The 13,145-nt window shown below is 62.0% G+C and carries 14 protein-coding genes; 7 read left to right on the top strand and 7 right to left on the bottom strand.

Annotated features, from left to right (window positions below; translation table 11 throughout):
* Positions 1 to 9: 9 nt before the first annotated feature.
* The 3 genes from AABM54_RS11235 (at position 10) to AABM54_RS11225 (ending at position 2,059) form a co-directional block, all read left to right on the top strand.
* Entirely contained in the window at positions 10 to 561 is a 552-nt protein-coding gene (locus AABM54_RS11235) for a PqiC family protein (RefSeq protein ID WP_347905529.1), read from the top strand.
* Positions 562 to 645: 84 nt separating this feature from the next.
* Entirely contained in the window at positions 646 to 1,443 is a 798-nt protein-coding gene (locus AABM54_RS11230; protein WP_347905528.1) for a DUF4349 domain-containing protein, read from the top strand.
* 31 nt (positions 1,444 to 1,474) lie between these two features.
* Positions 1,475 to 2,059 carry a GNAT family N-acetyltransferase gene (locus AABM54_RS11225; protein WP_347905527.1) on the top strand — a complete coding sequence of 195 codons (585 nt, stop codon included), beginning with the start codon at positions 1,475 to 1,477 and terminating at the stop codon, positions 2,057 to 2,059.
* Between the two features lie 3 nt (positions 2,060 to 2,062).
* Here the strand turns inward: AABM54_RS11225 and AABM54_RS11220 are convergent, their stop codons facing one another.
* The gene (locus AABM54_RS11220) at positions 2,063 to 3,160 is read right to left on the bottom strand and encodes a DUF1615 domain-containing protein (protein ID WP_347905526.1); all 1,098 of its coding nucleotides are present in this window, start codon (positions 3,158 to 3,160) and stop codon (positions 2,063 to 2,065) included.
* Positions 3,161 to 3,344: 184 nt separating this feature from the next.
* Here AABM54_RS11220 and AABM54_RS11215 point away from each other — a divergent pair, with 184 nt between their 5' ends.
* Positions 3,345 to 4,874, top strand: coding sequence for an FAD-dependent monooxygenase (locus AABM54_RS11215; protein WP_347905525.1), 1,530 nt, complete (start codon positions 3,345 to 3,347; stop codon positions 4,872 to 4,874).
* A gap of 14 nt (positions 4,875 to 4,888) precedes the next feature.
* Here AABM54_RS11215 and hemB read toward each other — a convergent pair whose 3' ends face one another.
* Positions 4,889 to 5,863 (bottom strand): porphobilinogen synthase, encoded by a 975-nt coding sequence (hemB, locus tag AABM54_RS11210; RefSeq protein WP_347905524.1) that lies wholly within the window; start codon positions 5,861 to 5,863, stop codon positions 4,889 to 4,891.
* Positions 5,864 to 6,118: 255 nt separating this feature from the next.
* Between hemB and AABM54_RS11205 the strand changes: the two genes are divergently transcribed.
* Positions 6,119 to 6,739, top strand: coding sequence for a LysE family translocator (locus tag AABM54_RS11205; protein WP_347905523.1), 621 nt, complete (start codon positions 6,119 to 6,121; stop codon positions 6,737 to 6,739).
* Positions 6,740 to 6,779: 40 nt separating this feature from the next.
* Here AABM54_RS11205 and AABM54_RS11200 read toward each other — a convergent pair whose 3' ends face one another.
* A complete protein-coding gene (locus AABM54_RS11200; protein WP_347905522.1) occupies positions 6,780 to 7,622 on the bottom strand; it encodes a PhzF family phenazine biosynthesis protein in 843 nt (280 codons plus the stop codon).
* Between the two features lie 75 nt (positions 7,623 to 7,697).
* Entirely contained in the window at positions 7,698 to 8,396 is a 699-nt protein-coding gene (locus tag AABM54_RS11195) for a glutathione S-transferase N-terminal domain-containing protein (protein WP_347905520.1), read from the bottom strand.
* A gap of 326 nt (positions 8,397 to 8,722) precedes the next feature.
* Between AABM54_RS11195 and AABM54_RS11190 the strand changes: the two genes are divergently transcribed.
* Together AABM54_RS11190 and AABM54_RS11185 are read left to right on the top strand one after the other, a co-directional pair.
* Positions 8,723 to 9,397: a histidine phosphatase family protein gene (locus tag AABM54_RS11190; protein WP_347905519.1), complete on the top strand. Its 675-nt coding sequence runs from the start codon at positions 8,723 to 8,725 to the stop codon at positions 9,395 to 9,397.
* Between the two features lie 93 nt (positions 9,398 to 9,490).
* The gene (locus AABM54_RS11185; protein ID WP_347905518.1) at positions 9,491 to 10,543 is read left to right on the top strand and encodes a permease; all 1,053 of its coding nucleotides are present in this window, start codon (positions 9,491 to 9,493) and stop codon (positions 10,541 to 10,543) included.
* Between the two features lie 3 nt (positions 10,544 to 10,546).
* Here the strand turns inward: AABM54_RS11185 and mnmH are convergent, their stop codons facing one another.
* The 3 genes from mnmH to AABM54_RS11170 all read right to left on the bottom strand — a co-directional run bounded on the left by mnmH (position 10,547) and on the right by AABM54_RS11170 (position 13,139).
* Positions 10,547 to 11,650 (bottom strand): tRNA 2-selenouridine(34) synthase MnmH, encoded by a 1,104-nt coding sequence (gene mnmH / locus AABM54_RS11180; protein ID WP_347905516.1) that lies wholly within the window; start codon positions 11,648 to 11,650, stop codon positions 10,547 to 10,549.
* A complete protein-coding gene (selD, locus tag AABM54_RS11175) occupies positions 11,650 to 12,684 on the bottom strand; it encodes a selenide, water dikinase SelD (RefSeq protein WP_347905515.1) in 1,035 nt (344 codons plus the stop codon). The genes mnmH and selD overlap by 1 nt, the downstream gene beginning before the upstream one ends.
* 95 nt (positions 12,685 to 12,779) lie before the next feature.
* On the bottom strand, positions 12,780 to 13,139 hold the full coding sequence (locus tag AABM54_RS11170) for a DUF4440 domain-containing protein (protein ID WP_347905514.1): 360 nt from the start codon (positions 13,137 to 13,139) through the stop codon (positions 12,780 to 12,782).
* Between the last annotated feature and the right edge of the window lie 6 nt (positions 13,140 to 13,145).

Raw genomic sequence — 13,145 nt, 5'->3', positions numbered from 1 at the left:
GATCGTGCCATGGCTTTGTCGCTGAAAATCCCCGTGATCGGTTTACTGTTGCTGCTGGGCGCTTGCCGCAGCGACCCGATTCAGTACCACACCCTGACCCCGGTACAACCGGGCGGCACGGCGCGCAACGACGGCGTCCAGATCCAGATTGAAAGCGTCAGCGTACCGCCGCAGGTCGACCGGCCGCAGATCGTGGTGCGCCAGGGCAACAGCGGCCTGGCCATCCTCGAAACCCAATGGTGGGGCGCCAGCCTCGGCGAAGAACTGCGCAGCGCGCTGGTCGATCAGTTGGCCAGCACCTCCTCCGGCGCAAAAGTCCTGTTGCGGGTGGACGTGCAGCGCTTCGACACGGTCCCCGGCCAGTACGCGCTGCTGGACACCCAATGGCGCCTGCGCCGCAGCGATAACGCCACCTCGCTGACCTGCCGCAGCACCCTGCAAACGCCGTCCGGGGCAACCCTTGACGATCTGGTCGCGGCCCATCAGCACAACCTCAAACAACTCGCGGCGCTGATCCTCCAGGCAGCCACCAGCCACCGCAGCACGTGCCCGTCCACCTGAACGACTGGATTTTTGATGACCAATCCCGATACAGTTCCGCCCCCGGCCCGACCGGCACCTATCGACGATTGTTAAGGAACCCTGATGCGCCAACAGGATGGCAACCCCACACCACTACGCGCCAGCGTATTGATTCTGCTGGCCGGCATGGCCTTGAGCGCCTGCTCGCCCGGTAATCATCCTTCCTCTGCGGTGACCGTCAACGGTGTAAAAAGCACCGGCGGCGCACAACTGGCCTATGAACACGAACTGGACCTGAAACTGCCCCAGGCGTTGATCGAACCGCGCCTGACCGCCACTCGCGAAGCCTGCGAAAGTGCGCGGTTCGGTACGTGTAACGTGCTGCGCATCGAACAACGCGCGAACCGTGCCGAAATCACCGTGCGCATTGCCCCAAGTGGCGTTGAACCACTGGTGTCGATGGCCGCCGAAGGCGGTGAACTGGGCCAACGGGTGACCAGCGCCGAAGACCTGGCCGATGCCGTGGACGACGTGCGTCGGCGCACCGAACGCCTGAAGGCGCAGCAACAACGCCTCGACACACTGGCGACACGCACCGACATCAGCGTCGGTGACCTGATTGCCTTGAGCAAGGAGCAGGCCGGTATCGAAAACGACTTGCAGGCCCTGGCTCAGGTCGCGGCGGGCCAGCAGATGCGTCTGGACACCAACCGGGTGACCCTGAATTTCGCACCGACGGGCAGCAGCAACCGTTCCTCGCAACTGGGCAGGGCCTTCAGCAACATGCTGGATAACTTCACCTCAGGCGTGGTCGATGCCCTGGAAAAATTCAGCTACGCATTCCCGTTCATCGTCCTGACGTTCCCGCTGGTGATGCTGTGGGTCTGGCTGTGGCGCAAGTTCATCCGTCGGCGTGCCTGAGGCCGACCCTGTTTGTCATGGAGACGTTGACATGAACCTACCGTTATCTTCGCGCCCCAATGTTCGCGTTGTTGAACTGGGCAGCGACGACGAAGTACGCCTGCAGCGTTTCTTCGACGAAAGCCCCGGGTATTTCCTGACGATTCATGGAGAGCCCGCCACACCGGATGAGGCCCGCAACGAGTTGCTCCACGAACTGCCGCCCGGTTTTACCTTCAGTCAGAAGTGGACGCTGGGGTTTGAGGACTGCGATGGCGTGTTGGTGGCTGTTGCGCAACTGGTCAGCGACCTGATGGAGCCTGCTGTCTGGCAGCTCGGCCTGTTCATGGTGGCGCCCGGACGTCACGGGACCGGCGACGCTCAGGCGTTTTATCAGGATCTTCAGGACTGGACGCTGGCCAACGGTGCGCAGTGGCTGCGCCTGGCGGTGGTCCACGGCAACGTGCCCGCCGAACGCTTCTGGCAGCGCCAGGGCTTTTCGGAGATCCGGCGCCGCGACAGCGTCGAAATGGGCAAGCGCCTCAATACCCTGATCATGATGATCAAACCCCTCAACGGCAGCACACCCGAGCACTACATCCAACACGTGGAACGGGAACGGCCCACGGCTGCCTGAGCCTCAGCTGCCTGACGCCCGCGTCAGGCAGCGCTGATAACGTTCATCGACCCGTTTGGCGAACCAGGCTGTGGTGAGCTGACGGGTAATTTTCGGACTTTGCAGCACGATTCCCGGCAGGACCGCACGGGGCAGCGCTTTGCCCTGTTTCTTTTCGGCCAGTTCGAACACTCGCTGGTAGAGCGTGCTGTTTTCGAACTCAAGGCTATTGCCCAACGCCAACTGGTCCCGAATGGTCGTATTGCGCATGCCCAGTGACTGCCCCAGCGTACGCACCGCCAACTCCGTGGTGCCGGGCATGATCGAGTCGTAGCGGATCAGGTCGCCGTCCAGCGCCAAGGGGCGGCCCGATGCACGACTGAGCGCATTCTGGAACGCCGCATTGCGGCTGGCGTACCAACCGGCGTTGAAGTCAGCAAAACGGTACAGCGGCTGGGTGTAACTCACCGGATACCCCAGCAGGTGGGCGATACCGAAATACATCCCCCCGCGCCGGCTGAACACTTCGTTCCGGATCGTGCCGTCCACCGGATAGGGATAACCGCGCGCGTGCTTCTCGGCGAAGGCGATGCTGACCTGCATCGGCCCGCCGGTATGCACCGGGTTGAAACCACCGAACAATGTCTGGCCCATCGGCACCCGGTCGATGAAGTCATCGAAGATGGCGCTGAGTTCTTTCTCACTGCGCGCCGCCTTCAGTCGGTCGCTGTAGCTTTTACCGCTGGAAGATCGCACCTGCAACGCGCCGCTCACCAGCACACTGGGGATGTACACCCTGGCAGCGCGCCGATCGATTTCATCGCGGGCGATCTTGCCCAGCCCCGGCACGGATGGGTCGGCCTGGAACGTCGACTCCTGTTCGGTCACCGCCAGCACCGCACACAGGTTCCGGGTATTGGCGACAAGCCCTTGTGTGGCAAACGCGGTGTAGATGTCGTTCGCCCAGCCTTCGCGGTCAGTCGTTTTGGCCGGCAACAGCCGGACAATCTGAGCCTTGACCTGTGCCGGGTTAACCTCGGGCGCCTCGCGGCCACGCTGCGTCCCGCAACCGGCCAGCGCCAGCAGCGCCGCGAACGCCATGATCATTCGATGTGTGCGCATGTTCCCTCGCTCGCTCCCCACGCTGGCCAGACGATACCCCGAGGCGGGTCGCCGCGGATATCGACCGTGCTGACGCCAGGCTGTTCAACGCGCTCGGGCAGGACGCTGGAAAAGCCGGCGCCGATGTCCTTCAATCAATAGAACAGCGCGCGCACTGGGTGCACGCCTGAAAGAGGAACGCGCCATGAACCACTGCGATGTGCTGATCGTGGGCGCCGGCCCGACCGGCCTGGTATTGGCGCTGTGGCTGAGCAAGTTTGGGGTCAAGGTGCGCATCGTCGACAAGACCGCCGCGCCCGGTACCACGTCCCGGGCGCTGGCCGTCCAGGCGCGAACCCTGGAGCTGTATCGGCAACTGGACCTCAGCCAGACGGTGGTGCAAAACGGCCACAAAGTGCCGGCAGTCAATCTGTGGGTCAAAGGTGCCCCGGCGGCGCGCCTGTCCTTCGAACAGATCGGCAAGGGCCTGACGCCCTACTCTTTCCTCGAAATATTCCCGCAGGACCAACATGAGCAACTGCTGATCGAGCGGCTTGAGCAGTTCGGCGTCGCCGTGGAGCGCACCACAGAATTAACGTTGTTCTACGAACATGACAACGGCATCACCGCCCACCTGCGCAACGCGCAAGGCCGGGACGAAACCTGCAAGGCCAGCTACCTCGCCGGTTGCGATGGCGCGCGTTCCATTGTGCGCAAAACCTTGAGGCTGGATTTCCCTGGAGGCACTTACCAACAAGTGTTCTATGTGGCCGATGTGAACGCCTCGGGCCCGGCGATCAACGGCGAACTGCACGCGGACCTTGATGAAGCAGACTTTCTCGCGGTGTTCCCGTTGGCCGGTGAAGGCCATGCCCGCCTGATCGGCACTGTGCGCGACGAACGCACCGAGCACCTGGAGTCGTTGCAGTTCGAGGACGTCAGCCGCCGCGCCATCGACCACCTCAAGGTGCAGGTCCATCAGGTGAACTGGTTTTCGACTTACCGGGTTCATCACCGCGTGGCGGAACATTTTCGGCGTGGTCGAGTATTTGTGCTCGGCGATGCGGCCCATGTCCACAGCCCTGCCGGTGGCCAAGGCATGAACACCGGAATCGGCGACGCGATCAACCTGGCCTGGAAACTGGCCGCCGTCCTGGCCGGCAAGGCCTCGGACGACTTGCTCGACACCTATGAAGCAGAACGCATCGGTTTCGCCCGACGGCTGGTGGCGACCACCGACCGGGTCTTCAGCTTCGTCACCGCCGAAGGCCAGATGGCCGATTTGCTGCGCACGCGTCTCGCGCCGTTGCTGATCCCGAAAATTGCCGCACTGGAACCGGCCCGCGAATTTCTCTTTCGCACCGTGTCGCAAATCACCTTGAACTACCGGGGATCAGCCCTGAGCGCGGGCAATGAGGGGCATGTCCATGGCGGAGACCGGCTGCCTTGGGCGCAAGCGCCTGGCGTGGACAACTTCGACACACTGTCGAGCATGAATTGGCAGGTGCAGGTGTACGGCGACACCAGCGACGAAATGCGCCGCTGGTGCGCCGAACAGGGTCTGGCCTTGCACGTGTTCGACTGGGACCCGGCCTTTGAAGCGGCCGGGCTGGCGCGCAACGGGTTCTACCTGCTCAGGCCCGACACTTACGTGGCGCTGGCGGACCTGTCGGCAGACCCGAAAGTCATCGAGCGCTACTTCAAGGATCGCCGGATGACACTGGACTTCAGTTGAACCTGCACAGGCGTTTAGATCCCGCTCAAGGCCAGGTCCATCGCGAAGTAGGTGAAGATCAGGTCGGCTCCGGCGCGCTTGATCGCCCCCAGGCTTTCACGCACCACGCGGTCTTCGTCGATGGCGCCAGCCTGGGCGGCAAACTTGATCATCGCGTACTCACCGCTGACCTGATACGCCGACAGCGGCAAGCGTGAGGCTTCGCGGATATCGCGAATGATGTCCAGGTAGGCACCGGCCGGTTTGACCATCAAGGCGTCGGCACCCTCCTGCTCGTCGAGCAACGATTCGCGCACGGCTTCGCGGCGGTTCATCGGGTTCATCTGGTAGCTTTTGCGATCACCCTTGAGGGCGCTGCCGCCCGCTTCGCGGAACGGACCGTAAAGCGCCGAGGCGAATTTGGTCGAGTACGCCACGATCGACGTCTGAGTGAAACCGGCCTCGTCGAGCGCCCGGCGAATGGCCTGGACTTGCCCGTCCATGGCCGCCGACGGTGCAATCACATCGGCCCCGGCACGGGCAGCGGCAACGGCTTGCTTGCCCAGGTTGATCAGCGTCTGGTCGTTGTCGACTTCGCCGCCGTGAAACACGCCGCAGTGGCCGTGGTCGGTGTATTCGCAAAAGCAGGTGTCGGACATCACGATCATCTCCGGCACCGCATCCTTGCAGATCCCGGCCATGCGCGAGACCAGCCCCCGCTCGTTCCAGGTGTCACTGCCCGTGCCGTCCAGGTGATGGGAAACGCCGAAGGTCATCACCGACTTGATACCGGCGCGGGCATAACGCTCGATTTCACCGGCCAGTTTCGATTCCGGAATACGCATCACGCCAGGCATGCTGGTGATGGGCACGAAGTCGTCGATTTCTTCTTCGACGAAGATCGGCAACACCAGATCATTGAGGCTGAACTCGGTTTCCTGGAACAGGCTGCGCAATGCAGGCGAGCGGCGCAGACGGCGTGGACGTGCTTCGGGGAACTGGCTGGACATGGGTTTTCCTGAAAAAAGTCCAAAGGCATGGACGAGACGAAAGCCGTAGAGGGTGCAAGCTTATGCCCTTGGCCGACAGCGACACAAACGCAGGTTGTGGAACAGTTTATTACAGCGACTGCAATAATCGAACACCCTGTTTGCGCCTGATGCCTGGCACAGTTGCCGGTCCTCAAGCCGCGTTGTAGGGTTGGCCGTGGAAGGCGCGCGTGGCGCAACCGGCGATGAGCCCCCAAGGATCAGGAGTGAACCCGCATGTTCGACATTCAAAACTACGGCAGCTTTATCGCCGCGATTGTGATCTTTCAGTTGATGCCCGGCCCCGGCACGTTCGCCATCCTTAATGCCACCGCCAGAAACGGCGTTGGCGCAGGCTTCGCGGCGGTCTTCGGTACGTTGTTGGGGGATGCCACCTACATGATTGCCGCTGCCGCAGGCCTGGCCGCGATCATGAATGCCAACCCTGTACTGTTTCAGGTCCTGCAATGGTTTGGCGCAGCCTATTTGTGCTGGATGGGGGTGCAAATGCTCCGGTCGTCCGCGACCCGAGGCGATGCGTCCCTGGAACCGAAACGCTCGGCGCGACGCTACTTTCGCAACGCGCTGTTCGTGAGCCTGACCAACCCGAAAGTCATCCTGTTCTTCGTGGCCTTTTTCCCGCTGTTTCTGCACGCGGACTCATCAAGCGCAACGCTGGTGGCGATGATGGTTCACGTCTCGCTCATCAGCCTCCTCTACCAGGGCGCGCTGGTGCTGATCGGCAATGCCGCCGCCAACCGTTTGAAAACCCTGCCGCTGGCCCGAAAACTGGCGTCACGGGTGGCGAGCCTCGCACTGATCGGTTTTGGCATCAAACTGGCGGTGGGTAATCGCTGAACCGTTGGCCCGGGCAGATACGCTCAGCCCGTGCCATCCTTCACAGATTCAAGGTGCCTTCGATGCAGGTCACCGTCGAGCCACCGATCCAGATTTCATCGCCCACTTTTTCGACCTGGATGCGTCCGGCGCGGCCCATGGTCAGGCCCTGGCTCACCACATAAGAGGCAGGCGCCAGCCCTTCACTCAACAGCCATTGCGCAACCCCGGCGTTCAGGCTGCCGGTGGCCGGGTCTTCGGGCATGCCGTCGCCAGAAATGAACGCCCGCACTTCGAACTGCGCGGCATCGCCGTCGCGCTCGGCATCCCACGGTGCGATCACGCCAACCGCCAGCCCCATCATTTGCGAGTGATCGGGCTGCAACGCCAGCACCTGCGCCCGGTCCGCGAGCATGACCGCCAGCCAGCCAGCGCCGTTATCGACCCATTGCGCCCGTAGGATGACCCCTTCTTCAAGCCCCAACCCCAGCCGCACACGTTCCACCAGCGACGCGTCCACCGGACCGGACTTGAGCAAGGGTGGCGCGAGGAACGCCAGCTCGCCACCCCGGCGACGGATGCGCACCAGGCCCACACCGCACTCCTGAATGATCTCCTCACCCCGGGGAATACCACCGGCCTCCAGCCAGGCATGACAACTGCCCAGGGTCGGATGACCGGCGAACGGCAGTTCCTCCAGGGTGGTGAAGATTCGAACCCGGTAATCGGCTTCCGGATCTCGCGGCGCCAGCACGAACGTGGTTTCACTCAAGTTGGTCCAGGCCGCGAACGCGGCCATGCGTTCAGCGCTCAACTCATCTGCGCCGAGCACCACGGCCAACGGATTGCCCTTGAGCGGAACGCGACTGAACACGTCCACTTGTTTAAATTCGAATCGACTCAACGCCCCACTCCCTGCCTGGCTCAATCAAAGGCGCCAAGCCTCCCACGGCGCTGCGAGATACACAATCTTCAGGCGCTACCTGGGAATTTCCAGCCCCCGAATCACCGCCGGCCGCGCCACGAAGCGCTCCAGCACACGCAGCACGTTGGGGAAATCGTTGATGCCCACCAGGTCCCCGGCTTCGTAAAAACCGATCAGGTTGCGCACCCAAGGGAAGATCGCGATATCGGCGATGGTGTAGCGCTCGCCCATGATCCAGTTGCGTCCTTGCAAGCGAGTGTCCAGCACGCCCAACAGTCGTTTGCTCTCCTCGACATAACGATCGCGGGGGCGTTTGTCTTCGTAGTCCTTGCCGGCAAATTTATTGAAGAAACCCAACTGACCAAACATCGGGCCAATACCGCCCATCTGGAACATCAGCCACTGAATCGTCTCGTAGCGCGCCGCCGATTCCTGGGCCAGCAACTGGCCGGTCTTGTCTGCCAGGTAAATCAGGATCGCCCCGGATTCAAACAGCGCCAGCGGCTCATCGCCCGGGCCATGAGGGTCAATGATTGCCGGAATCTTGTTGTTGGGGTTGAGCGAGAGAAACTCGGGCGAGAACTGATCCTGAGTCTCGAAGCCAACCCGGTGCGCCTCGTAGGGCAGGCCGGTTTCTTCGAGCATGATCGAGACCTTGACGCCATTGGGGGTCGGCAAGGAGTAGAGCTGCAGCCATTCAGGGAACTGCGCGGGCCATTTTCGGGTAATCGGGAAGTCGCGAAGATCGGTCATGGTCAACATCCGGTGACAATTCAAGGGTGAGACAGTGCCATGGCCACTGGAGCCTGGCAGTCGGGCGCCGTGATTATAAGCACTGCACGGGCACAGGATTCTTAAATCCGAAACATCCTGTGGTTAACCTGCGCCCAGCCCTGACACAACAGCAGATAAAGTGCCACGCACCGGCCCTCATCGAACCAAAGTGCGTCACGGGACTCTGAGCAATGCCCTTTGGGGAGACGGACCGCTTCAATGACAAGGAAACCCACCCGATGCAGGGCGCTCGTGGTGCAAAGGTGTGTCAGCCTTAATCGAATGTGCTGAAGATCGACTATTCAATGACCAACCTGCTGAACCTCGCCAAACGCTTGAAGCACCGCAGCTACATGTTCGTGCCGTCGATGCTGATGGTGGGTGGCCTGCTCCTGTCGCTGGAATCGAGCGAAAGCCGCGCCCAGCCGGCTGACGGCACGCAAACCCTGGTGTTCCTGCGCCACGCGGAAAAACCTGCCGGTGGCCTGGGTCAATTGAACTGCCAGGGCCTGAACCGTGCCATCGACCTGGCGACACTGTTGCCGGACAAGTTCGGCAAGGCCAATTATGTCTTCGCCGCCAACCCGACACGCAATGTTGAAGAGGGCGAGTTCGACAACTCCTACAGCTACATTCGCCCCCTGATGACCATCAGCCCCAGTGCCATCAAGCTCGGCCTGCCGGTGAACATCGAATTCTCGGCCAACGACACCAGCGCCCTGGCCGACGAGTTGATGCACGACAAGTACCACAACGCCACCATCTATACGGCCTGGTCCCACGGTTACCTGCCGGAACTGATCAACAAAGTGGCCGAAGAAGCCCTCGGCGAAAAACGCACGATCACCGACGACTGGAAATCCAGCGATTTCGACACCTTGTTTGTGCTGACACTGACCTGGCACAACGGCAAGGCCACCCTGCTCAGCCACAGCTACAAGCAAGGGCTGGATAACGGCCAGCAGACATGTCCGACATAATCGAGTGACTTGCGCCCACACGCCATCGAGGCCATGGATGAAACCGTGCTGGGGTATGATGCCGCATCTGTCCTGACTGCCCGGAACCTCTCCATGCCCAACTCATTCGCCGCCCCTCAACGGGGCTGGTCGTTCTGGTGGAAACCCGCCCTCTTCCTGCTGGTCGCCTGCGTGGGCCTGTACTACGTCAAGTGGTCGCCCTACTACCTCAAGGTGTTTGTCGCCGCCGAAAATCACAGCATTGGCGCCTCGATTCTCAACGATGAACAAAGCGCTCCGCTGGCCGCCGCCCTGGCGTACGCCAAGGTGTACTTCCTGGCCATCTGGAAAGCCGCCGTGCTGGCGGTCATCCTCGGCTCGCTGCTGCAAGTGCTGATCCCTCGCGACTGGCTGTTGCGGCTGTTCGGTCGCGCCGGTTTCGCCTCGACCCTGCGCGGCGGGCTGTTCGCCCTGCCGGGGATGATGTGTTCCTGCTGCGCAGCGCCGGTTGCGGCAGGCATGCGTCGGCAGAACGTCTCGGTGGGCGCAGCGCTGGCCTTCTGGATCGGCAACCCGGTGCTCAACCCCGCGACACTGGTGTTCATGGGCTTCGTGCTCGGCTGGGGGTTCACCGCATTGCGTCTGGTCGCCGGGATTGTGCTGGTGCTGGGGGTGTCGTGGGTGGCCCAACGCGTCGCGCGCCCCGAGCAACTGCCGGAAGCCGCGCTGAACGCCGTGACCGCCGCCAGCAACGTCGACAGCGAGCCGTTCCTCACTCGCTGGGCGCGCACCTTGTGGCAGTTGTTCTGGAACACCATCCCGATTTACGTGCTGGCCGTTCTGGTGCTGGGGGCGGCTCGGGTCTGGCTGTTTCCGCACGTTGACGGTGCCATGGCCAACAGCCTGCTGTGGCTGGTGCCGCTGGCCATCGTCGGCACGTTGTTCGTGATTCCTACCGCTGCTGAAATCCCGATCGTGCAGACCATGATGGCGCTGGGCATGGGTACCGCACCGGCCGTGGCCTTGCTGATGACCCTGCCGAGCATCAGCCTGCCGTCGCTGCTGATGCTGCGCAAGGATTTCGACACCCGGGTGCTGGTGACCGTTGCCCTGCTGACCATGCTGATCGGCGTGATCAGCGGGCTGATCGCCGCCGCCCTGCTTTAACCCTCAGCCCCGCTGGCTGCTGCGCTCACGCAAGTACTCGAGCACGGCAGCCTGCTCCCCGGCGAATTCGATGCGGACGCCTTTCTTCTCACGCTGGAAGGCGTACATCGGGTCGTAGTACTCGCTCAGCAACCCTTCGATCCAGTCCCGAAAAAGCTCAACCGAACCAGTTCGTGCCTGCTCCGCCAGCGCGTATTCCATCTGCAAGAGCATCCGCTGGTGACGCTCGCCACCTAGACGCCGGTGAATATTGTTCAGGCTGGAGATCAAACGCTCCGCATACAGCAAGAAGCCCTGTTCGCCATACAGCTCGACAAACTCGGCGTGCAGGTTGATCACGTAATCCTGCAAAATCCGCTCAACCCGTCCTTCGACACTGTCTTCCAGCCAGACCATCGGAAAACCCTGCATGCCCTGGTACAGAGGCAACGGCAAGGCACAGCTACCGACCATGCGACTTTCGTCTTCCAGCACGAATTGCACGATGCCACCGGCGCGCTTTTTCAACACATCCACCGCCAGACGATTTTCGAAGTCGATGTTGGTCGGTTGCCCTGTCGCGCGTTTGCCGAAACTGGAACCACGATGATTGGCGTGCCCCTCTAGATCGAGGCCATTGGTCAACTGCGCGAGCACTTCAGTCTTGCCGGTTCCGGTCATGCCGCCCAAGAGGACGAAGTCGCACTGATCAACCGCTTGATCGACGGTGTCCAGCAAAAACGTACGCATCGCCTTGTATCCACCACCGATACGTGGATAGTCGATTCCTGCCTCTTCCTTGATCCATTGCTGCACGATCTGTGAGCGCAGACCGCCGCGGAAGCAATACAAGTAGCCATCGGGATGAGCCTGAACAAACTCCATCCAGGCTTGGACACGTTGGTCCTTTACTTCACCGGACACCAACCGTTGCCCCAGGGCAATCGCCGCCTGCTGGCCGTGTTGCTTGAAACAGGTGCCTATCTGTTCACGATCGTTGTCATTCATCAGCGGCAGGTTGACCACGCCGGGGAACGAACCCTTGCTGAATTCCACCGGCGCACGGGTGTCCATCATCGGTCGGTCGGTGAGGAAAATGTCGCGATAGTCGGTGATGTCGACAGGCATCAGATCACCTCTACCGCGTTGCTCTGTCGCTCGATCAGTTCACCGATCGGCGCCAGGTCGAGCCCCAGTTCGGCGGCCATCGCCAGGAACGCTTCGTTGCCTTGCGGCGTGACGGCAATCAGCAAGCCGCCGCTGGTCTGTGGATCGCACAATACCCGCTTGTGCAGTTCCTGCACGCGACCGAGCTTGTCGGCGTAGCTGTCAAAGTTACGCAAGGTGCCACCGGGGACGCAGCCCTGGTCCAGGTAATATTCAACGCCTGGCAGGCGTGGCACGCGGTCATAGTGGATGCGCGCAGTCACCCCGCTGCCATCGGCCATTTCCACCAGGTGCCCCAACAACCCGAACCCGGTGACGTCGGTCATGGCGGTCACCCCGTCCAGTTTGCCGAAACGACTGCCGGGTTTGTTCAGGGTGCACATCCAGTCACGGGCCAGGCCCACGTCGCTGTCACGCAGTTTGCCTTTCTTCTCGGCCGTCGTGAGGATGCCGATGCCCAGGGGTTTGGTCAGGTACAACAGGCACCCGACGGTGGCGGTGTCATTGCGTTTCATGTGGCGCTTTTGCACCAGGCCGGTCACCGCCAGGCCGAAGATCGGCTCGGGGGCGTCAATCGAATGCCCACCGGCCAGCGGGATACCGGCCTCGTCACACACCGAGCGGCCGCCCCGAATCACTTCCCGGGCAATCTCCGGCGCCAGCACGTTGACCGGCCAGCCAAGGATTGCAATCGCCATCAGCGGATCGCCACCCATGGCGTAAATGTCGCTGATGGCGTTGGTGGCCGCGATGCGGCCGAAATCAAACGGATCGTCGACGATCGGCATGAAGAAATCGGTGGTCGAGACCACGCCGCGTTCGTCGTCGATGGCATACACCGCCGCATCATCGCGCGAGGCGTTGCCGACCCAGAGTTTCGGGTCCAGGTTCTGCGCGCCGCTACCGGCCAGAATCACTTCCAGCACCTGCGGGGAAATCTTACAGCCGCAACCGGCGCCGTGGCTGTACTGGGTCAGGCGAATCGGCTCGCTCATGGGGTGCACCTCGTCAAGTCAAGGGGGCGATTCTAGCAGAGCGCTCGAGCCTGCCGGCACTCATCGGCGCCCCGCGTCCGGTGTTTGGGGGCGATTTACGATTGCGGCGTGCCTTGGTGAAAGACCATTTGCCACTGCTCCTTTTGCTTGCGCCAGACCGAGCTGCGCAAAGACACCTGTTCCGACTGTCCGATGGCTGCCGCACGCCGGGAACGGTAGGTCACCAGTGCGACGGACTCGGACAAGAGCCGGGCCGAAAAGTCGCTGATGGTGCGCTCGGTAAACGGCTCGTCAGGCAGGCGCTGGACGACGTCCGTTTTGCTCCAGGCATTGCCACTGGCCCCGAACTCAAGAAAGTCATCGGCAATCAGTTGCGATAGCGCCTGGGCGTCAGCCCGTGTTGCCGGCTCCTGAAGCCGTGCTTCGAGGTACAGCAGATGGTGATGCAGGTCCATGGCCGT

Source organism: Pseudomonas purpurea (assembly GCF_039908635.1).
Classification (GTDB): domain Bacteria; phylum Pseudomonadota; class Gammaproteobacteria; order Pseudomonadales; family Pseudomonadaceae; genus Aquipseudomonas; species Aquipseudomonas purpurea.
The sequence above is the reverse complement of the archived record's forward strand: the minus strand, read 5'-3'. Positions and strand labels throughout refer to the sequence as shown.